At 73.0% G+C, this 20398-nt stretch carries 16 protein-coding genes and 1 pseudogene; 8 read left to right on the top strand and 9 right to left on the bottom strand.

Features of this window, described 5'->3' with window-relative positions:
- Window positions 1–39 precede the first annotated feature (39 nt).
- Both ACFYT9_RS21500 and ACFYT9_RS21495 read right to left on the bottom strand, forming a co-directional pair.
- Window positions 40–1746, bottom strand: a complete 1707-nt coding sequence (locus ACFYT9_RS21500) for a PAS domain-containing protein (RefSeq protein ID WP_389166157.1) — start codon at window positions 1744–1746, stop codon at window positions 40–42.
- A gap of 284 nt (window positions 1747–2030) precedes the next feature.
- Window positions 2031–3722, bottom strand: coding sequence for a PAS domain S-box protein (locus ACFYT9_RS21495; RefSeq protein ID WP_389166154.1), 1692 nt, complete (start codon window positions 3720–3722; stop codon window positions 2031–2033).
- A 394-nt stretch (window positions 3723–4116) separates the two neighbouring features.
- Between ACFYT9_RS21495 and ACFYT9_RS21490 the strand changes: the two genes are divergently transcribed.
- From ACFYT9_RS21490 to ACFYT9_RS21480, 3 genes are all read left to right on the top strand, one after another.
- A complete protein-coding gene (locus ACFYT9_RS21490) occupies window positions 4117–4896 on the top strand; it encodes an MHYT domain-containing protein (protein ID WP_389166152.1) in 780 nt (259 codons plus the stop codon).
- A 311-nt stretch (window positions 4897–5207) separates the two neighbouring features.
- Complete coding sequence (locus ACFYT9_RS21485; RefSeq protein WP_387279007.1) at window positions 5208–5705, top strand: hypothetical protein; 498 nt, start codon at window positions 5208–5210, stop codon at window positions 5703–5705.
- Between the two features lie 299 nt (window positions 5706–6004).
- Window positions 6005–6694: a response regulator transcription factor gene (locus tag ACFYT9_RS21480; protein WP_389166149.1), complete on the top strand. Its 690-nt coding sequence runs from the start codon at window positions 6005–6007 to the stop codon at window positions 6692–6694.
- 7 nt (window positions 6695–6701) lie between these two features.
- Here the strand turns inward: ACFYT9_RS21480 and ACFYT9_RS21475 are convergent.
- Window positions 6702–7592: pseudogene (locus tag ACFYT9_RS21475) on the bottom strand (class E sortase); the annotation flags it as partial.
- A gap of 314 nt (window positions 7593–7906) precedes the next feature.
- Here ACFYT9_RS21475 and ACFYT9_RS21470 point away from each other — a divergent pair.
- The 4 genes from ACFYT9_RS21470 (at window position 7907) to ACFYT9_RS21455 (ending at window position 12768) form a co-directional block, all read left to right on the top strand.
- Window positions 7907–8683 carry a maleylpyruvate isomerase family mycothiol-dependent enzyme gene (locus ACFYT9_RS21470; protein WP_389166147.1) on the top strand — a complete coding sequence of 259 codons (777 nt, stop codon included), beginning with the start codon at window positions 7907–7909 and terminating at the stop codon, window positions 8681–8683.
- A gap of 726 nt (window positions 8684–9409) precedes the next feature.
- Window positions 9410–10036 (top strand): hypothetical protein, encoded by a 627-nt coding sequence (locus ACFYT9_RS21465; RefSeq protein WP_389166144.1) that lies wholly within the window; start codon window positions 9410–9412, stop codon window positions 10034–10036.
- Between the two features lie 208 nt (window positions 10037–10244).
- Window positions 10245–10916, top strand: coding sequence for a class F sortase (locus tag ACFYT9_RS21460; RefSeq protein WP_389166142.1), 672 nt, complete (start codon window positions 10245–10247; stop codon window positions 10914–10916).
- A gap of 517 nt (window positions 10917–11433) precedes the next feature.
- Complete coding sequence (locus ACFYT9_RS21455; protein ID WP_389166141.1) at window positions 11434–12768, top strand: NUDIX domain-containing protein; 1335 nt, start codon at window positions 11434–11436, stop codon at window positions 12766–12768.
- A gap of 270 nt (window positions 12769–13038) precedes the next feature.
- Here ACFYT9_RS21455 and ACFYT9_RS21450 read toward each other — a convergent pair whose 3' ends face one another.
- Together ACFYT9_RS21450 and ACFYT9_RS21445 are read right to left on the bottom strand one after the other, a co-directional pair.
- On the bottom strand, window positions 13039–14244 hold the full coding sequence (locus tag ACFYT9_RS21450; RefSeq protein ID WP_389166138.1) for a hypothetical protein: 1206 nt from the start codon (window positions 14242–14244) through the stop codon (window positions 13039–13041).
- 269 nt (window positions 14245–14513) lie between these two features.
- On the bottom strand, window positions 14514–15044 hold the full coding sequence (locus ACFYT9_RS21445; RefSeq protein ID WP_389166135.1) for a cytochrome b: 531 nt from the start codon (window positions 15042–15044) through the stop codon (window positions 14514–14516).
- A gap of 233 nt (window positions 15045–15277) precedes the next feature.
- On the opposite strand from ACFYT9_RS21445, the gene ACFYT9_RS21440 reads away from it, so the two are divergent.
- Entirely contained in the window at window positions 15278–16072 is a 795-nt protein-coding gene (locus ACFYT9_RS21440; protein ID WP_389166132.1) for a hypothetical protein, read from the top strand.
- Window positions 16073–16521: 449 nt separating this feature from the next.
- Here the strand turns inward: ACFYT9_RS21440 and ACFYT9_RS21435 are convergent, their stop codons facing one another.
- Genes ACFYT9_RS21435 through ACFYT9_RS21420 form a run of 4 tightly spaced genes read right to left on the bottom strand, consistent with a single transcriptional unit; the run spans window position 16522 to window position 20383 of the window.
- Window positions 16522–17271 (bottom strand): 4'-phosphopantetheinyl transferase family protein, encoded by a 750-nt coding sequence (locus ACFYT9_RS21435; RefSeq protein ID WP_376601749.1) that lies wholly within the window; start codon window positions 17269–17271, stop codon window positions 16522–16524.
- Between the two features lie 7 nt (window positions 17272–17278).
- Window positions 17279–18562, bottom strand: coding sequence for an MFS transporter (locus tag ACFYT9_RS21430; RefSeq protein ID WP_389166129.1), 1284 nt, complete (start codon window positions 18560–18562; stop codon window positions 17279–17281).
- Entirely contained in the window at window positions 18543–18971 is a 429-nt protein-coding gene (locus tag ACFYT9_RS21425) for a hypothetical protein (RefSeq protein ID WP_389166127.1), read from the bottom strand. The genes ACFYT9_RS21430 and ACFYT9_RS21425 overlap by 20 nt, the downstream gene beginning before the upstream one ends.
- A complete protein-coding gene (locus ACFYT9_RS21420; RefSeq protein ID WP_389166327.1) occupies window positions 18968–20383 on the bottom strand; it encodes a glutamate synthase-related protein in 1416 nt (471 codons plus the stop codon). The genes ACFYT9_RS21425 and ACFYT9_RS21420 overlap by 4 nt, the downstream gene beginning before the upstream one ends.
- Window positions 20384–20398: the final 15 nt, after the last annotated feature.

The raw sequence follows: 20398 nt of genomic DNA, 5'->3' as shown, positions 1-20398 counted from the left end.
GGCGCGGTGGTGCCGTGCCTTCGCCTCCTCGCGGCTTGATCAGGCGGGGTGTTGCCTGATCCTGGCGAGGAGGTCGACGAGGCGCTGCTGTTCTCCGTCCGAGGCGATCCGTGGGCGCGGCGGGGTGGCGTAGGGGCGGGTGCGGGCGGCCGTGCGGTCCCGGCGCGCGTCGACCGCCGCGCCGATGATCCAGGAGCCCGCGACCGGCACGCGGACCGGGGACGAGGGCACGGGTACGGGCCCGGGTACGGGTTCGGCCGAAGGCGACGCGGTCGACAGAGCGGTCGGGGCCGTGGGCGCCGGAGCCGAGGCACGGGCGGCGGCCGGCAGGAGCGGCGGCAGGGGCGTGTGGGGGAGCTGCACGACGTAGGTCAGTCCGGAGCCTCGGGGGTGGTGTCGTACGGCGAGGTCTCCGCCGTGCGCGTCGACGATCCCGCGCGCGATGAGGACGTGCGTGGGGTCGTTGACGGCGCGAGGGCCGCTGATCTCGATGCGCAGGTGGTCGGCACGGGGTGAAGCCGTGATGACGACGGTGGTGTCGGTCCGGGGCGAGGGCGCGGTCCGCGCGCGGACCGCGCCCGTGGACGTGACGCCGGAGGCGTCGGCGATCAGGTGTGCCAGGGCGGTCGACGCGCGGTCGGGGTCGAGCGTGACGACGACGGGTGGGGCGTGCACGGCGAACTGCGCGCGGTGCAGGCCGGTGAGCGCCGTGGCCTTGTCGATCCCGGCGGACATGACGGTGCCCAGGGTGGTGGGGTGCCGGGTGACGGCGGCCGCCGTCCGTGCCCGCCCCAGGGGCTCGACGGTGCCTTGCGCGAGCGGTGCCGGGCCTGCGGGGCGGGGCTCGGGGAGTACGGCGGTCAGCTCGGCGTGCCGGGCCGCGAGGGCCGCGTACCGCTCCGCGTGTTCCGCGAGCTCGGCCTCGTACCGGGCGACCAGTTCCTCGTACGGTCTGCGGTCGGTGAAGGTCATCACGGCGCCGACGAGCTGGTCGCCGTCCCGCACCGGAGCGGTCGTCAGGTCGACCGGTACGCGGTCGCCGGCCTTCGACCAGAGCACCTGGCCGCGCACCCGGTGCTTGCGGCCGGACTTGAGCGTGTCGGCGAGCGGGGACTCCTCGTACGGGAACGGCGTGCCGTCGGCGCGACGCGCGAGAACGAGGGGATGCAGTGCGGCGCCGTCGAGCTCCTCGGTGCGGTAGCCGAGGATCTGCGCGAACGCGGGGTTCACGAGGACGACGCGGCCGTCGGTGTCCGTGCCGACGACGCCCTCGGAGGCGGCGCGCAGGATCATCTCGGTCTGCCGCTGCGAGCGGGCCAGCTCGGCCTCGGTGTCGAGGGTGCCGGTCAGGTCACGGACGACGAGCATCAGCAGCTCGTCGCCGGTGTAGCCGCTGTACGAGTCGTACGCCTCCCGCCCGTCCTCCAGGTTGGCGCTCGTCACCTCGACCGGGAACTCGCCGCCGTCGGTCCGGCGGGCCATCATCCGCATCGGTTTGGTGCGGCCCCGCTCGTCGGCGGGGTCGGGCAGGCGCATGGAGCCGGGGATCAGCCGCGAGTCGAACGTCGGCAGCAGATCGAGCAGCCCGCGCCCGACCAGAGCGGTGCCGGGCGTCTCGAACATGCCGAGCGCGATGGTGTTGGCGTTGACGACCGTGCCGTCGCGGTTGACGAGCACGAGACCGTCGGGCAGAGCGTCGAGTACGGCCGCGAGGCGAGCAGCGCCTCGGGAGAGGGGAAGGACCATGGCGACGATTCCTTTCCGGGCTTGGGTCACCGGCGGGGACCGGAGGAGGTGTGCGGTGCCGGGCCGAGGGGGCCACCGGCTGCGCGTGGTGCGGAGGAGGGGGCCGGAGCGTGCACCGGACGCCGGGGACCGGTGCGGTGAGAGGGGGCGGCGCGTGGGACATCGGATCGACTGGTGGAAACCTAACCATCTGGTGATGGCATATGTGACGACCATGTGTGCCGATCGGTGTTTCTTAAGGATTCCTTCATGCCATGATCAGGCGGGGCTGAGGCACCTCCTGGTCAGGTGGACAACCGCTCTGCGGTGAGGGCCGGTACGGAGCCGGGCGAGCGGTGACGCCCCGTCGGCCGGAGGGCCGCCGAGGAGGTGTCGCCCGGAGTGGCGGCCGCGGCGGCCTCGTCCTGGAGGGCCGAGGGCAGTTCGAGGACATAGGTGCTGCCGCTGACGCCCGCCGCCCGGTGCGTGCGCAGCGTGCCCCCGTGGGCCGCGGCGATGCCCTGCACGACGTCGAAGTGCTCCCGCGCACCGCCGCCGCGGGGGCCGCGCACCTCGATGCGCAGCAGGCCGCGCTGGTGGAGGGCGGCGACGAACACGTGGTGCGGGCCGGAGCCGGCCTCCTCGTCGCCGGCGTGGACGACATCCGCGATGAGCCGCGCGACGGCGGTCGAGACGTCGTCGGGATCCACGTGGACGGCGAACCTCGGGGCGTGGACGGAGAACTGCACCCGGCTCGGACTCGTGAAGGACGTCGCGGCCCGTACCCCCGCCTGCACCACGTCGTCGACGAGCACGGTGCGCCGCCGCGGTCCCGCCGGCGCGCTGTCATGGGGATACGCCCCGGCCCGGTCGGTCACGAGGGCCATGACCGTACGCAGGTCGGCCGCCAGGGCCTCCAGGCTGGTGGTGGCCTCGGGCCACAGGGGGCGTGAGCTGTCGTCGGCGAGCCGCGTCAGCTGGGCGTGGAGGTGGTGCAGCGCACCCGCCAGCGGGCCGGAGAGGAAGTCGGTGAGCTCGCGGGTGTGTTCGACGGCCCGGTCGGTCAGTCGGCGCTGCTCTTCGAGTTCGGTCCGGTGGGCCCTCAGGCAGCGGTTCTGCGCGGCGACGTACTCGTCGGCCAGCCGCTCGTACGGGCGACGGTCGCTCAGCGCGACGACCGTGCCGACCACCCTGCCGTCGTCCATGAAGGGGCGGACGGTGAGGTCGGCGGTGAGGCGGGCGCCGTCGCCCGACTCCAGCTCCACGCCGGTGAGCCGGCTGGGGTGCCCGGTCTTCAGGGCCTCGGCCAGAGGGGCGTGCTCGGCGTCGACGGGGTCGCCGGTGGGCCCGACCGGGACCAGGCGGGAGAGCAGTTCGCAACCGCCGAGGTCCGAGGCCCGGCCTCCGAGCAGACGGGCCGCGGCCGGGTTGACCAGGTCGATCCGGCCCTCGGCGTCGATGCCGATGAGCGCTTCGCCGGTGGTGCGCAGGACCGCTTCCGCCTGGAGGAGGGAGCGGAGAAGGGCCGCCCGCGCCTCCTCGGCCTCCGTGACGTCGCGGAGCGAGACGACGAGGGAGGACTCGTAGGGGAGGGCGTCGTGGGGGGTGCGGCGGTCCAGCCGTACGGTGCTGATCTCGGCGGGGAAGGTTCCGCCTTCGGCGGTCCGGGCCGTGGTGCGGAGCCGGCGCGTGGGGATGCCGCCGGGGTGTCCGTTGTCCTCGGCGCCGCGCATGAGGTTCCAGTCGAAGGACGGGAGGAAGTCGAGAACTCCGCGCCCCTCGACCGTCCACCGGTCGTAGCCGAAGAGGGCCGCCGCGGCCGCGTTGGCCCTGACCACGGTGCCGTTGTCGTCGATGACCAGGACGGCGTCGGGGACGAAGTCCACCACGCCCGCGTGGTGGGGGGCCGAGCCGGTCGTGTGGTGGGCGGCCGAGCCGGTCGCCGCGCCGGCCGTCGCGCCGGGGGAAAGCGCCGTCTGGCTGATGTCGAAGTTCACCGCTGTTCTCTTCCTGCCTTTCGCGCCGACCGTGGAATCCCGTTCTCGCGTGCGGGGAGGCCGGACAGGACGGAGGAGGAGGAATCTTCCGCCCCGTATGCCCGCGCCCGCGCCGCCTTTCCGGCGGCCTACCGCGTCCTGCGACGACTTCAGGGGGCTTTCGAACGCCTTCACACCGCCGGTCGTACGACCTGTGCCGCCGTCACATGGAAGCACGAGGAGATCCGCTCCGGAGGCCGGGAAACATGGGCTTAGGACTTCGTTAAGGAAGGAGTGATGTGGCACCCGAAGTACAGCGTCATGTGTGGTTTCCCAGACACATATGTCAGGTAGAGTCCGCCGGGACCTCGCGAGTTCCGACCCACACATCTCATGAACGGTCCAGGGGAAATTCATGCACGGCACGATCGACGGATTCAGCTATGGGCTGATCACCCCGGCGGCGGGGTACATCATGGCCTGCCTCGGTTCCGCGCTGGGACTCCGGTGCACGGTCCGGTCGGTACGGAGCGGACGGAAGATGCCCGGCTGGCTCTTTCTGGGCGCGGTCTCCATCGCGTGCGGAATCTGGACCATGCACTTCATCGGAATGCTCGGATTCACGGTGCGCGAGACCGGAATCGACTACGACGGACCGCTGACGCTGGCGAGCCTGCTGTTCGCAGTGGTCTCCGTCGGCGTGGGCGTGGGAGCGGTCGCCTACGGCGGTACCCGTCCTCCCGTCCTGCTGACCGCAGGGCTCTTCACCGGCCTGGGCGTGGCCGGGATGCACTACACGGGCATGGCCGCCATGAAGATGGGCGGCAGCCTCGACTACGACCTGCCGACGGTGGCCGCTTCGGTGACGATCGCGGTGGTCGCGGCGACGGCGGCCCTCTGGGCCGCGGTCTCGGTGCGCGGCCTGTCGGCGGCGATCGGCGCGAGCCTGGTCATGGGGGTGGCCGTGACCGGCATGCACTACACGGGCATGGCCGCTCTCTCGGTACGGCTCCACGCCCATGCGCCCGAGGCCGCGGGGGCCGGATCGCCGATCGCCGTCGTCCTGCCCATGCTGGTGGCGCCCCTGGTGTTCCTCATCGTGGCCGGCACGATCGTCGTGTTCGACCCCCTGCTGATCCTCGGGGACGACGAGGCGGACATCGACCGACACCCGCGGAGCGCCGCCCTCCGCTGACCCCTGACCCGCGGCGGCCCTCCCCGTCGCGCGGCGATGCCCGCTCCCCGGTGGTAGCCCCGGCGGAGCGGGCATCGTTCGTTTATCCCGCAATTTCCTGGATGCGAATTGGTCAACTGACCAATATGACGTCGCCGGCACCCCTCCCCCGGCGCGCCACTCACCAAAGCCCAGGACGGGAGGCCCATGCCTTAGAGTGGTCGTCGGCCGAAGCCGTCAGGTATGTGTCACGTCTCGCCCGGTGCACTCGAAAACAGCACCCTCACGTGACACCCGCGACGCGTCCGACCACATGTGACGAAGAGGGAGTCATGCCGGGAGAAACGGAACTCACGACCGCTTACAACAGCAAGGTCGCCGGAGATCTCGAACGCAATGTGGCGGAGCAGGAGCGCATCCGGGCCGAGGTAGCTCGCCTCACGGCCGAACTGGACGAATTGACGCACGACCACGGCGTGCTGCTCAATCTCCAGAAAGCACTCCAGGCCGGAGCCGCGGAATCGGACCGCACCGTTCCCCGGCAGAAGAACGGAAAGGCCGGAAGGGCCGGAAAGAGTGGCCGGGGCGGCCGCAATTCCGGCGACGGAAAGGCCACTCTCGTCGAGCTGATCCGCGATCACCTCGCGGCGAGCGACGCCCCCTGCTCCGCATCCGAGGTGACGACCGCGCTCAGCGAACAGCACCGGGACCGCCATATCCAGACCACGGTCGTGCGCACGTCTCTGGAGAATCTGGTCGCCAAGGGGCGCGCCCGCCGCACCAAGCGGGGTTCCTCCGTCTTCTACACCGCGGTCACTCCCGCGCCGTAGCCGGCCGGGGATTCCGCGGGGCCGTAAGGCACCGCCGCTCGTTCATGCCATCTTAGGATCCAGGGTCGCCGCGCGGGGTTAACGCGACCTTGCCGATGCCTTAAAGATCTTTAATCGGTCGGCTGATCGAGGACGTCCGACTCCTCCTCGTCTCGTCTTCCGATGTCGTCTTTCGGCGCCGTCATCCGACCGTGCGACACCGCGGCCGACCACGCCCGACACAATATGCCATATCCCGTCAGGGAAAATTCGGCACCCCGACACACTCAAAGACATATGTGTCGCGTACCGTGCCCCGCATGGCAAAGGTGCTTCTCGTCCTGGACGACCCCTCCGTTCGCTCCGCCCTCCATGTGTGTCTCTCGGAAGCCTCGTTCACCGTGCGGGAGTGCGGTACGGCTCTGGGCGCCCTGCGCGCCGTTCTGGACGAGCCGTCCGACGTGATGGTGCTGGGCCTCGGCCTGCCCGACATCGACGGCCTGGAGATGCTCAAGATGCTCCGTACCGTCTCCGACATCCCCGTCGTCGCCGTCGCGGACCGGCAGGACGAGCGTGATCTCGTCCGCGCGCTGGGCAGCGGAGCCGACGACTTCCTGGCCGGACCGTTCTCCGCGGCCCACCTCGTGGCCAGGTTGACCGCGGTGCTGCGGCGAGCGGCCGCGGGAGTCGTGCCCGCGGACGTCGCCCGGGTGGGCGGGCTGGTCGTCGACGCAAAGCGGCGCGAGGCCTTTCTCGACGGTGCTCCCCTCGACCTGAACCGCAAGGAGTTCGACCTCCTGGAATTCCTCGCGTGGCGGCCCGGCGTCGTCGTGCCGCGCGGCGAGCTGTTCAAGCGTGTGTGGCTGCGGACGTACCGCGGCGAGCGCACGGTGGACGTGCACCTCTCGTGGCTCCGGCGGAAACTCGGTGAGTCGGCGGCCCAGCCCCGCTACCTGCACACGGTCCGGCACGTCGGCATCAAGCTGGAGGCCCCGCAGCCCACGCACTGAAGGTGCGTCAGCCGGTGAGCGCGCCCGGCTTTCCCTTGCTGCGGGGGCGCTCCTCGACGAGCTTTCCCCAGACGATCATGCGGTAGGTGCTGGTGAACTCGGGCGTGCAGGTGGTCAGGGTGATGTAGCGGCCGGGCGCGGTGAAGCCGGAGCCCTTGGGGATCGGGTCGATGACGGCGATGTTCGACGGCGGGGTCTGGGGCAGGATGCTCGCCATCTCGTAGGTGTAGTAGGCGTCCTGGGTCTCGACCACGATGGGGTCGCCGGGCTTGAGGCGGTTGATGTAGCGGAACGGCTCGCCGTGGGTGTTGCGGTGGCCGGCGACGGCGAAGTTGCCCTGCTTGTCGGAGGGCATGGCCGACTTGAGCTTGCCGGAGCCGTAGTGGCCGGCCATGCCCTTGTCGAGGACCTTGGCCTTGTCGATGCCCTCGGCGACGGGCACGACGACGTCCAGCTTGGGGATGTACATGATGGCGAAGCCCTCGCCGGGGGCGAAGACGTCGGGCTTGGTCTCGCCCTTGGCCCAGGTGTCCGTGATCCGTTCCTTGGCCTGGTCGACCTCCTGGCCGGCCAGCACGTTGGTCCACCAGAGCTGGTAGGCCACGAAGAGGAGCATCACGACGCCGAGGGTGATGAACAGCTCGCCGACGACGACACCGAGGCTGTCCTTGGCCGCCTTCGCCTCACGCGCGGCACGACGCGCCTCGACCCGCGACAACGGACGCCCGGCGACCGGTTCCTGAGCGCCTCGTCGGCCACGCGAAGCAGAAGCGCTCCTACGTCTCTTGCCGCGCCGGCCCCGCTTGGCGGCGGCCCGACGACGTTCCGCCCGCCCGGGCCCGGGCGGGAACTCCGAGCGCCCCCGGTCCGGTCCGCCGGGCCCGCCGGTGGGGTGCGGGGCGTCGTGGACGGAGTCGTAGCGGGGGGTGTGGGGAGTGTCGTGGGGGGTGAAGTGAGGGGTGGAGTGGGGGGTGTCCTGCCATGGCATGTAGTGCTGCCTCCCGACGTTCTATGGCATGAACAGGAACTGTATATGTATGTGTCTGGCGTGCGGTGAGCTGGAGGGTGTCCGGCTGGTGGCACGTCACGTCAACGAGGTGCGCGGGCTTCCGCGATGGCCCACCGGTGGCGACGGGGGAAAACTACTGTCCGATCATCGGAGTGCGGTGATAGACATCCGCAGTGGAAAAGAATCTTGAGTTCCCTGACCTGTTGCGACTGATCGATGAGCGCTCGGCCGCGTTCCGCTCCGTGGTCGCCGACGCGCCCGATCTCGACGCGCAGGTGCCGACGTGCCCCGGGTGGACGCTGTTCGATCTGGTGCAGCACCTGGGCGGAGGGGACCGTTTCTGGGCCGCGATCGTCGGCGCGGGGCCCGCCGACGCTCCCCCGGCCGACGCCGTCGCCGCCCGCGCCGCACTGGAAGTTCCGCGAGAGCGTGAGGCCCTGCTGGCCTGGCTGGACGCGTCGACGCAGCTCCTGCTGGACGCCCTGCGCGCGGCGGGGCCGGAGAGCGGTTGCTGGACCTGGTGGCCCGCGTCGCAGTCCCCGCAGACCGCGGGCGGCACCGCCCGGCACCGGGTCCAGGAGACCGCGGTGCACACCTACGACGCCCAGCTCGCCGGGGGCTCCGCGCAGCCGCTGCCGCTGCCGGTCGATCTGGCACTGGACGGTGTCGAGGAGTTCCTGTTCACCGTCTGCGCGACGCCGAGTGCCTGGCCGCACAAGCCCACGGCCTTCGACTTCCACGCCGTCGAGGGCAGCTCCTGGCGCCTGGCGGTCGACGGCGACGGCGCATGCATCACCCGCATCCCCGCGCCCACCGCCTCGACCGGCGAGGACTCGGACGCGGCCGGCGCCTCCGTCCACGGCACGGCCAGTGAGCTGGTCCTCTACCTGTACGACCGGATCAAGGCCGAATCCCTGCGCGTTGACGGAGACGCAGGGCTCCTCGACCTGCTCCGCGCCTGGGAGCCGGAAGAGAAGTAGGAGGACGTGGGCGAGGGGGCTGTCGGTCGCAGCTGCGACGCGGCAGCCGTCGTCCCGATCTTGTCGACACGACGGCAGTCGATCCTCGACCGCATCCTCTACCGCCCCTCCCCGGCCCCGTGCAGGCCCACCCGGTGCCCCTCGGCCGAGCACCGGTGCGAGACCGGCCGCGAAACCGGCGTACCAGATCCCCGGGCAGCGTCCCGACCTCGGCCACCGCGGCGCTCAGCGTGGGCCCGGCGCGAACAGCGAGGCCGGCCGAGGCGTCGCGGCATCCGCGCCGGAGCCCATCACGGCCTCCGGGTGGGCACCTGAGACCGTCTGCGAGGCGGCGACCTCTCGTCGGAAGGCAGCGCGGAACCCGACGCCTCCGAACGTGCGCTCGTGACCCGCTCTGCACGCCCCAGCGGATGCCGATCAACTTGCTGCGCAGCCGACTTCCGGCCGGGCCGCGCTCTGACCGGGGCCTTGGGACGGGAGCACGCCCGTCGCCGCCCACTGATCACTGGCGGACCGTCTGGGTCCAGAGGTTCACCCAGGGCCTCCCGGCGCGCTCCCCCGGCAAGGACTCCTGACGCTCTTTCGGCTCTACAGAGCGGTCCCGTGTTCCCGGATGTACTAGTCGGAGTGGCAGGGGTGTGGACAGCGCCTGACGGTGGGCCATGTCGCCGCGTACGAAGAGCTGACAGCCGGTCGGCTCGCGCGGCGCACAGTGAGGATTCCCCAATGCGCTCTGCCCGCATGCTCTTCGCCACCACCGCCACCGTCGCCACCCTTGCCCTCACCACGCCGGGCGCGTACGCGCTCACCGCCGGCGACTGGGGCAAGGACGACTCCGCCCACAGCCAGAAGCGCGACCACGACAAGCCGCACGGCGGTATGCACACCGGCTCCGGAGCCCTGTCCGTCGACCGCGGCGACGACTGGTCGAAGGGCGAGAAGGAGCACGAGAAGGGCCAGAAGGAGCACGCCAAGCCGCACGGCGGAGTACACGCGGGCGGCGGTGCCCTCACGGCGGTCAGCGGTGACGACTGGTCGAAGGAGCACGGCAAGGGCGAGAAGCCGGAGAAGGGGCACGGCAAGCCGAGCGGCGGCGTGCACGCGGGCGGCGGTGCGCTCACCGCGGTCGACGCGGAGGACTGGTCCAAGCCCGAGTCCGCTGCCAAGCCCGCGGAGAAGGACGGCGAGAAGAACTGGGGCAAGGAGCACGACAAGCCCAAGGGCGGCATGCACACCGGCGGAGGCGGTCTCGCGGACACGGGCACGAACGTGACCGGCGCCGTGGTGCTGGCCGCCGGAGCGGCCGCGCTCGTCCTGCACCGCCGCAAGAAGGCCGCGGGCACGGCCGCGTAAGGGGCACCGGCCGGGAGGCGTGAGCCGCCGTCCGAGGGGGATCACGCGTCCCGGCCCCGCTCCGTCCCACCGATACGTCTCCGATCCGCCCCCGATCCGTCCCTCTCCACCTCTGATCCGACTCGCGCAGGCGAAAGGTGCCCTCCCGGTGACGACCCGGCCGAACCCCACCCGTGCCCAGACACGCCCGCGTGCCAAGAGGTGGGTCGTGCCCACAGTGTTCTGGACGCTGGTGCTGGTCGCGCTCATGGCCTTCGTCGGTCCACGGATGTCCGGACCGGACGCGAATCCGCCGGACCGGACCGCGACTTCCGCTCCGTCCGAGCCCCCTCTCGCCGCCGCACCCAAACCAGGCTCCGGTGCCGGCACCGGACACGCGGCTTCGCCGAGTCCCCCGTCGGCCGCGCGCGGCCCCGCCATGCCGAGGTCCGCGCCGGTACGTCTGACCATCCCGGACATCGGCGTGAGCGCCCCGTTCACCGAGCTGAAGATCGGTTCCTCCGGCGCCCTGGACCCGCCGCCGGCCGACGACACCAATCTGGTCGGATGGCACGCCGCCGGCATCTCACCCGGCGAGCGCGGGACCGCCCTCGTCGCGGGCCACCTCGACACCGCCACCGCCCCCGCCGTCTTCGCCCGCCTCGGCGAACTCGACCCGGGAGACACCTTCGAGGTCGCGCGCGCCGACGGCACCACCGCCGTCTTCCTCGTCGAGTCCGTCGAAAGCTTCCGCAAGAACGACTTCCCCGACGAGCGCGTCTACGCCGACACCCCCGCCGCGCTCGTCCGCCTCATCACCTGCGCGGGCCCCTACGACCGCGCGGCGAAGGACTACACCGAGAACCTCGTCGTCTTCGCCCACCTGCACGCCATCCGCTGACCGACGCCACGCTCCCGCCCGACGCCGACGCCGACGCCGGCGCGGGAACGGGTTCTTCATCGCGCCCCACGTCTCCGGGCGACGCCTCGCCTCCGGTCATCCGCGCGTGCGGCTGCTGAATCGAAGCACCTGATCGTGGCAAAACCATGGCCATATCCCCTTTCTTGCCGTCTCGTTGAAGGAGTCTTGAGGAGGGGGATGGTCCTCCCTGGGTGGTGTCCGTTCTTCGACGCCGCGTGTTGCGGAGATGGGCAGGTGTCGACGATCAAGGCTCCCCGTAGCAGGAGGACACGGGCGAGCGCCGGCTTCTGGCGCTCGCCCTTCGGCCCGCCCGCCGGCGCACCCGGCGTTCCGGCCATGCAGCGACACGTCGGCAGCCCTGGCATCGGTCCGCCGAGTCAGCCACGGCCTGCGATTCAACGGCACTGGACGAGGCCATCGCCCCGCTCGACCGGCACATGTCCGCGTCGTCCGCTCGCTCCTCCCCGCCGTCCCTTCTCCTTCTGTGAGGTCTGACGTGGCGCCCCCTCTCCCCGACCTGCGCACCCTGATCGCCGCCTACCTGGACCGGAATCCCGCCGAGCGCGATGCACTGGCCGGGCTGCTGACCGACTGGGAGGGCGCCGGCCCTCCGGCCGAACGATCCGCCGCCCCCGGGCACGTCACCTGCAGTGCGGTGGTGATCGACCGGCACCGGCGGGTCCTCCACGTCTGGCACGGGGCGTCCGGTGGGCTGTCGCGCTGCCCGGGCGGGCACGTCGAGGCCGCTGATGTCACGCTGCTGGACACCGCCCTGCGGATGATCGAAGCCGAGGTGGGGATTGCTCGGTCGTTCCTCGTTCTGACTCCCGAGTACCAGGACGTGCCCATCGACATCGACACTCACGACATCGGCCTCGGCCCCGACCCCGACCCCGACCCCGACCCGGCGACGGAAGAACGGGCCCATGTCCACTATGACTTCCGCTTCCTCTTTCGCCTCGCCGACGACGCACCCGACGTCGCCCCGCGGGCCGAGGAGGTGGCGAGCGTGGTGTGGCTGCCCTTCGAGGAGGTGACCTCCTCGACATTGCGGGACAAGCTCAACGCCTCCGGCCTGCAGGTCGAGCTCGTACCCGTGAACGCCTCCGCTGTCATCCATGACGGTCACGGCCGGTACCTGCTGCATCTCAGGGACGCCAACAAGCCGTGGATCTGGGAGCCGGGGTGCTGGTCGCTTCTGGGCGGCGGTCGGGAACGTCAGGACCGGACCCTCCACGAGACGATCGTCCGCGAACTGTCGGAGGAAGCCGGACTCGCTGTCGCAGGTCTGGAGCCGTACGCCGTCGAGAACGTAACGGGAAGTCTCGGCACCCGGGTACCGATTCAGATCTTCACGGGCCTCTGGAACGGCGACCCGACCCGGTTGCAGCTCACCGAGGGGGTGATGCTCGCATGGGTTTCGCCCGACAAGTTCCCGTACATGACCATGCTGGAGTCGACCAGAGCCCTCCTCGAGCGGCACGCTGCCGAGCACCCCGCACGGACGGCCGGAGGGAGGGAACCAGCGGAGAACCCGTCCGGGAGGCTGCTCCACGTCGTCGGCGTCCACCTCTACCTGGAGCACGAGGGCCGGATCCTGCTGGGGCTGCGGCACCCGAATGCGCCGTACGCGGGTGGGTCGTGGCACGCGCTCGCCGGTCACTGCGAGGCGGAGACCGCCACCGAGTGCCTGGTACGGGAGGCGTACGAGGAGGCGGGGCTGGTGATCGATCCGGCCGACGTCGAGCTCGTCCACACCGTGCACATGCGGGAGCGACCCGCGCCGTCCCCGCCCCGCGTCCAGCTCTTCTTCCGCGCCCGCAGGTGGTAGGGCACCCCCGAGCTGCGGGAACCGGACAAGTGTGTCGCCTGGCGTTGGTGGAACGCCAAGGACCTGCCGGAGCCGATCGTGCCGTACGCGCGCGCCGCGATCGAGGGAATCCGGGCGGGACGTACGTACACCGAGCTGACATGGGCGCGATGAGCGACTCGGGGCATCCCGGTGTACGCACGGGCCCGCTCTCCGCGGCAGGACGTGCGGATCCTCCACGGCCACCGGCCGGCCGCGAGAGGTCGGATGGCGGGGCGTGGGCGGACGGTGTCAGTCCTGCCAGTAGAAGAGGAGCGTGTCGACGTCACGGGGCCTGCGCGTGCCGAAGTAGTAGACGTCCAGGTCGGTGACCTCCGTGTCAGCGGTCTCCTGGTCGATCCAGCGGAATCCGGCGTCCTCCAGGTGGGGGCGTGCGGCGTGGGCGTGGGCGTGGCTCATGACGAAGCGGCCGAGGGTGCTCACGAGTACCTCCTGGCCGTCGCACTCGATGACGTAGTACGTGCCGTCGCCCTGCTTCTCGTGCTCCCAGCACGAGACGGGCGGCTTCGGCGCGAGGCCGGCCGCGGCGACGGCGGCGGCTGCCCGGGCCGTCTGGTCAGCCGTGTCGGGGCGAACGGGCGGCTCGGTGCACAGGGCCTCCAGTCGCCAGCGGGGGTCGCTCGCTCGCGCGCAGCCGGCCACGTACTCATGGACGATCGCCCGGCGCAGTTCCTCGTCCAGTCCCGGGACCTCGACCCGGGGGTGCCCGAGGCGCGCGTCGAGCAGGCGGGTCTCCTCGGCGTCCTCGGTGATCCGGTGCAGGGCCAGCACGGCCCAGACCGCCGCTTCGGTGGCCGGGTCCTCGGCGAGACAGGCGCGGAGCCCGTCCTGATCTGTCGCGAGCTCGTGGGCGGTATGGGCCACGCCCCGGTCGGGGTCGGCGAGATACGGGGTGACGTCACCGCCTTCCCGGTACCGCATCCAGACCGCGAAGGCACGGTCCTCCGGGCGGTCCTCGTCGAGTTCGGCCAGGACCGCCTCGGGGCCGTACCGCTCGACCAGTGCCATGAGCCCGTCCTCGCCGAGCTGCTGCTCGTGCCGCCAGAGCGAGAAGGCCAGCGTGGCCAGCGCTCGCGCGGCCGTGCGGTCGCCGAGCAGGCCCCGAGTCCTCAGCAGCGTCCCGGGCATGCGGTACCCGGACTCGCGGCTCCGCTCCTCCTCCCGCAGCCACGGCAGGAGCTCGGCGCGGTCACAGAGGAGGTCGAGCAGCGCGATGCGGACCTCACCGGTGTCCTCGCTGTCCCTGACGCGGTCCAGCAAGGCGGGAATCCGGGCCTCGGGCACCCGGCCCGCGAGCGCCTGCACGCAGATCCGGCGGCGCCACCACGCGTTCCGGACGTCCACCACATAGTCGGCGAGGGCGTCGGGTGCGACGGCGAGCAGGGCGGCGGTGTCACGCACACCGCTCTCCGGTATGAGGGAGTCGATCGTCGGCATCGCCCGATGCTAGCGATCGGGGACCGCGTTCCTCGACCGCTCGGCGACGGCGTGGGGGGCACAGGTGAGGATCACGGTGTCGTACGCGAGGGGTACGAGGGGTACGAGGGCCGTGGCCGCGCAGCGTTGGCCGGGGTGGGGCGCGGGCGTCGACCCGAGCCCGTCGGTGAGGCGATCCGGCGTCGGACTCCGGCACTCGGGCTCGGCACGGAGAGCGTGGCGCCATGCGGAACCGGAACCGGAGCCGTCCGGTCTCGTGGCCGTGTGTGTCAGAGCATTCGCCTCAGGAGCTGGTCACGGTCCAGGAGCTGGTGTTTGAGGATCAGTCCGACATGGGCCGCGAGCGCGATGAGGAACAGAACCTGAGCCAGCACGTGCAGCCACAGGAGGTCGTCCTCGCCCGAGGCGAGGAGCACCACGCCCGTGGCGGGGACGGCGAAGGTGAGGGGGAGCAGCGCTCCCTCCGTGCGGTGGGCGAAGCGGCGCTCGAACGGGCTCAGTGTCGGTGCCCAGGGCGGCAGTCCGGCCCTGCGCCGCCACGCCAACCGCGCCAGTCCCAGGGCGACGATGACCGCTCCGACGAGTACGTGGGCCGTCAGCACGCCGTCGTCGCCGAAGGGCTCGTAGCCTCCGCCTCGGCCACGGCCCCGCCCGGGACCGCCGCCGCGCCCCCGTCCACGGCCGCGCCCGGACTCCGAGGCGTCGAGGGCGTAACCGAGTACGAACTGGGCGGTGAACGCGATCACGACGCTCCAGTGGAGCACCTTCGTGAGGGACCGGTATCCGGCAGGACTGTCCACCTCCTCATCACACACCCTGCGGCGCCGCCCACCCTGCGCCACGCGCGAGGGGTGGTGATGATTGCGTGTGCCCTGACCGCCCCACCTTGTCGACCCCGTCCGTTCGGCCCCGCGTGCGCTGCCGCACCCGCTCGGCCTCTCCGTCGGCCGCTGCGTGAGGATAGGAGGCGTGAGCGGTCTGCGGGGTGGACGGCGGACCTCTGGATTCTCCGGCAGCAGGGAGCGTTTCTTCCGTGACCGCACAGCCCGCGCGCTCCGAGCGCCGCAGTCCCGAGACGGCGTCGGCCCTTGTAGCAGCTGTCCCGTCGTTCAAGCCGTCGCTCGTCAAGGCGGTGTTCAGGGACGTGACACCGATGCACGTCTCTCGGTCGGCCGCGTGGGCCGCCGGGTCGGTGACCCAGTCGGTGCTGGCGGAGATCATCGAGGGCGCGAGGAGGGCTGCGGCCGAGGAAGCGCGGAGGAAGCTCGTTCCGGCGGACCTCGTCGCGGCGATCGACCGGAACGTCGAGGTCGAGGTGGGGACCGCGTGGTACGAGCACAGCCCGACGTTCAAGGAGCTGACCGGTGTCGCGTACGACGCCGAGGGCGTCGTCGTGCCCGCTCGCGGGCGCGGCGGGGCGCGCAGGCTGAGTGCCGTGGCCGGCGCCCATCGGTTCGAGGCCGGGGTCAGGAGGCTGCTGAGGGGCCAGGGGGTGGCGGCCGTCCCTGCGCTGGTCCGCGACCTGAACGGAATCGCGAGCGTGTTCCTCACGGACCTCGCCCGGGACGCGGCGATGGTCGTCCGTGAGGGCGGGGTGACACGTTTCGGCTCGGTCGCCCTCGTGATACGGGGCGAACCGGCCACACCGGCGCCGCTCGACGCTTCCGTCCCGTCCCGGTCCTCGCGCACGGGGGACAGCCGGACCGTCGGCAGGGACGACGTCCTGGCTGCCGCCACGATCCAGTTGTTCGGCGCGAACCTCAGGCAGCGCGCCCTCGCCGAAGCGCTCGGCGCGACCCGGAACGTGACGGTGCTCCCTACTCGGTAGGCGGGGAGGGTGACGGCCCGAATACTCCCCCTGGCCCCCGCTGTTTGCCCAACGGGCACGTCACGTACAAGACGGTCCCCGCGGTCTGCCCGACGGCGATCCGGAGGCTACACACCCCGGTACGGGTCGCCCGGCTGACCTCGCATCAGCAGGACACCGAGGCGGCGCGCGGACAGGCCGCGTACGGCGAGAACCTTGCCTTCGGCTCCTGGTACTCGCTGACCGAGTGCCGCCCGGCCCGCGGCATCGCCGGGGCCCGCCGGAGCGTGTACCTCGCCCCCGCCTCCCGGCGGCGCGGCGCCAACGGCGTCCCCGTGACCGAACCCGGCCGCGCCCGGCCCGCCTCCACCGGGCTGCCGGGACGGCCGGGGGCGGAGCGGATGCACGGGCGCGGGCACGGGCCCCGTCACGTCGACCGGCACGGCGCCGGCGGGCGGAGGGGGCAGGGGTCAGCGGAGCAGGGCGACCGCCGCGTGGTGGCCGTCCGGGACGGCCACGTCGGCCAGGTACCAGCCGGGCGGTGCCGTCGGGACCGGGCCGGCGCCGACGTACTCCGCCGAGGGGTCGGCGCCGAGTCCCACGCCGAGCCCTTTCAGGTACGCCTCCTTCCGCGTCCATACGCGGGCGAACGCGTCCGGGGCGCGCGCGCCGGCCAGCACCGCAAGTTCGGCGGCTTCCGCCGGGTGCAGCACCTCGGCGGCCTCGGTCACCATGTGCGGCGCGGGGACCCGTTCGATGTCGACGCCGACCGGTCCCGCGGCGACCGCGATCAGACTCAGGCCCTCGCAGTGCGAGAGCGAGAAGTGCAGCCGTCCGTCCGGGAGGACGGGCCGCCCGTGCGCCTCACCGCAGCAGGGGCACGGCGCCCGCTCCATGGTCACGCTGCGCGGCGCGACCCCGAGGTGGGCGCCGAGCAGCCGGCGCAGGCCGACGTGGGCGCACAGGTAGGTGGCGCGGTCGCCGGGCCGCCGGAACTCCTCCGCGCGGGCCAGCTCGGCCGCGTCGAGCACGAGGGAGGCGTGCCGGGCCGCGCTGTCCCGGTGCGCCTCGGTGGCGACCAGCCAGAGCTGGGGCCGCAGCGGGCGGAGCCCCGGGGGCCGGGGCAGGGCCGCGGGCAGCGGCGGGAGCGCGGCCGGGTGGAGGAGGACGGGCCCGGGCTCGTACAGCTCGGGCGGGGGTGCGGGGATCAGGGGAATCATGTCTGCCTCACACGGACGTGACGGTGGTCTCCGGGGCGGTACGGATCCGGTCGGGGGCGCTCGTGCCCTGGGCCTTCTCCGGCGCGGCGCGCAGCGCGACGGCGGCGGCGATCGGCGACACCAGGGCGAGCCCGGCGCAGAGCAGCCAGGTGCCGGTCACCCCGAGGTGCAGGGAGACCGGGGTGAACAGGGCCAGGGACAGGGGCGCGGCACCGATCCCGGAGAGCGCGAAGGTCGACATCGCCGCGCCCATCTTCCCCTCGGGGACCGCGTGCTGATAGGCCGTCACCAGGGCCGGGCCGTTGAGTCCGGAGAGCAGGCCGACGGCGGCGGCGGTCCCGGCGAGGACGCCCGGCGAGGGGACGAGCGCCATGGCGCCCATGCCGGCGGCCAGGCCGACGCCCGTCACCACGAGCTTCACGGGCACGGGGACGCGGTGCGCGAGGGCGGCGCCCAGGGCGGCGGAGGCGAGGGCCCCCGCGCTGAAGGCGGCGAGGACGACGGCGACCGCGCCGACGCCCCAGCCGTGGTCGGCGGCGCGCAGCGGCAGGGCCACCTCGGCCGGCCACAGGAACGCCAGGTCCATCGCGAAGCAGGCCACGAACATCCACCGCAGGCGCGGGTGGGCGGCGAGGAGGCGGAAGCCGTCGCCGGAGCGGCGGAGCAGGGAGGGGCCCTGGGCGGTGGGTTCGGGGCGGGGCATGCCCCGGGTGACGTGGGCGGCGCAGGCCAGCCAGAGGACGCAGCCGGCGGCGGCGGCGCCCATGGCGACCGGCAGGCCGCCGACCACCACCAGCCAGGCGCCGAGCGGCGCGCCGGCGATCGGCGCGAGCCGCAGCACCATCGAGAAGAGGGAGTTGGCGCGGCCGAGGTGCTCCTTGGGCGCCAGGTACGGCAGGAGGACGCCGGCGGCCGGGCCGGTGAGGCCGAGGAGGATGCCGTCGGCGAGGGCGATGACGACGAGCGGCCACAGGGTGTGGGTGGTGGCCGTGACGACCGCGCCGGCCGCGAGGACGAGGACCCGGACGCTGGTGGCGCGCAGCAGCAGCGCCCGGGGGCCCAGGACGTCGGTGAGTGCGCCGCCGAAGAGGAGCAGGAGGGCGCGCGGGAGGGTGGCGGCGAGCGTGACGGCGGTGACGGCGCCGCGGCCGCCGAGCTGCACGGCGGTCCAGCTCATGGCGATGAGGAGGGCGAAGCTGCCGGCCTGGACGGCGGCTTGGCCGGTGACGAGGCTGCCGAGGCGGCGCCAGTCGATGCCGGGTGCGGTCGGGTCAGTGGTGGGCGCGGCCATGGGGTCGGCTTCCTGTGCGGGGGCGGTCGGTGGGCGGGTGGGATCGGGAGCGGGCCGGGGAGCGGCGGGCTCCGGCGGACGGGGCGGGGGCGGGGGCGGGTGCGTCGGGTGCCGGCTGTCCGGCCGGGGCGGCGCGCAGGGTCGTGGCGACGGCCGCCGCGACCGCCCGGGTGGCGGCGCGGCGCAGGGCGCGGGCCGGGGTGTGCCGGGGTGCGCGGAGTTCGACGTGGCCGCCCAGGTAGGCGCGGCCGGCCTCGGTGAGCGCCTGCTGCGCGGTGCGCCGGGCGGTGCCGTCGAGTCCGTACGGGAGGGGTGTGCGGCTCCCGGCGGCGGTGACGGTGATGCCGGGGACCTCCCGGACGGAGAAGCGGGCGCGGACGGCGGCGGCGCGCGGGCGGCGGCGGTTCACTCGGGACAGCCCGGTCCGTCGGCCGGGGCGGGGCCGGGGGCGGAGGCGGAGGCCGGTGCCTGGGCCGGGGCGTGGGCGTCGGCGTGGGGCGGGTGCGGCGCGTGGCCGGCGTACGGGTCGGCGTACGGGTCGGCGTACGGGTCGGCGTACGGGTACGGGGGCGGGGACCAGAGGTCGTCGGGGGTGAGGGCGGCGGGGGTGTACTTGCCGAGGGCGCTGACGAGGAGGCGGAGTTCGAGGGCGAGCGCGTCGACCAGGCGCTCCAGGCCGTGCTCGGGGTCCTCGTCGACGGCGACGAGGGCGGCGCGGCCGAGGCCGACGGCGCCGGCGCCGAGCGCGAGGGCGCGGACGGCGCGGCCGCCCTCCCAGACGCCGCCGGTGGCGAGCAGGCAGCCCGTCGGGGTGCCGACGCGGCGCAGGGCCTCGGCGAGCGGCAGGCCGACGTGGTCGAGGAAGACGCCCGGCGCCCAGCCGGTGCCGCCCTCGGCGCCGTCGACGGTGACGGCGTCGGCGCCGGCCGCCCAGGCGGTGCGGGCCGCGTGGCCGATGTCGCGGCCGGGGTGGAACTTCACCCAGGTGCGGGCCTTGGGGAAGTTGTTGCGCATGAAGCGGAGCTGCTGGCGGAGGATCTCCTCGGTGAACGTGCCGGGGGTGGCGCAGCGCAGGCTGCGCGGGGCGTCCGGTCCGAAGACCTCGCGGACGGTGAAGCGGCGGGCGAGCTGCTCGGCCTCGGCGCGGCCGACGACGGTCATGCCGCCGAGGCCCGGCTTGGCGCCTTGTCCGGTCTTCAGCTCGAAGGCGAGGCGGCCCGTCTCCAGGAGGGGGCGGAAGGCGGGGTCGCTGTAGAGGAGGTTCCACACCTCGGAGTCGGCGTCCTCGGTGGACTGCTGGACGACGATCCCGCCCACGCCGTCGGGGGCGGCCTCCAGGTACGTCTCGACGCGGGCGAGGAGGGCGGAGCGGGTGGCGTCGCCGCCGCCCGCGCCGGTGCGTCGGTAGCCGTGCACCGGGACCATGTTCTCCCCGATGACCATGGGGATGCCGAGCCGTGCGGCCTGGCGGCTCGCGTGGACGGCGAGGTCGCCGCTGCCGGCCCGGGTGGATCCGAAGGCGGAGAGGTAGAGCGGCAGGCGGGCGGTGAAGCCGCCGACGCGGGTGGTGAGGTCGACGTCGTCGAACTCCGGCTCCCGCGCCAGGTCGATGAGTTTCTCCAGCCGTTCGGGCATGAAGACCGGCGGCACGATCCGCATCCGGTCGAGCGCGTCCCCGCCGGCGGCCGCGGCCGTCGGGCCGAAGAGGCGGCTGCCGTACGCGGCGGGGTCGGGGAAGACGGCGGCGGTGCCGAGCCGGGCCCGGGCGCGTACCGGATCCTCGGGGAAGCCGGGGGCGGTGAGGGCGGGGGTGGCGACCACCGGAGCGGTGGGCGG

The sequence above is a fragment of the Streptomyces sp. NPDC004435 genome (assembly GCF_042873895.1).
Taxonomy (GTDB): domain Bacteria; phylum Actinomycetota; class Actinomycetes; order Streptomycetales; family Streptomycetaceae; genus Streptomyces.
This window is presented reverse-complemented; position numbering and strand designations above follow the sequence as displayed.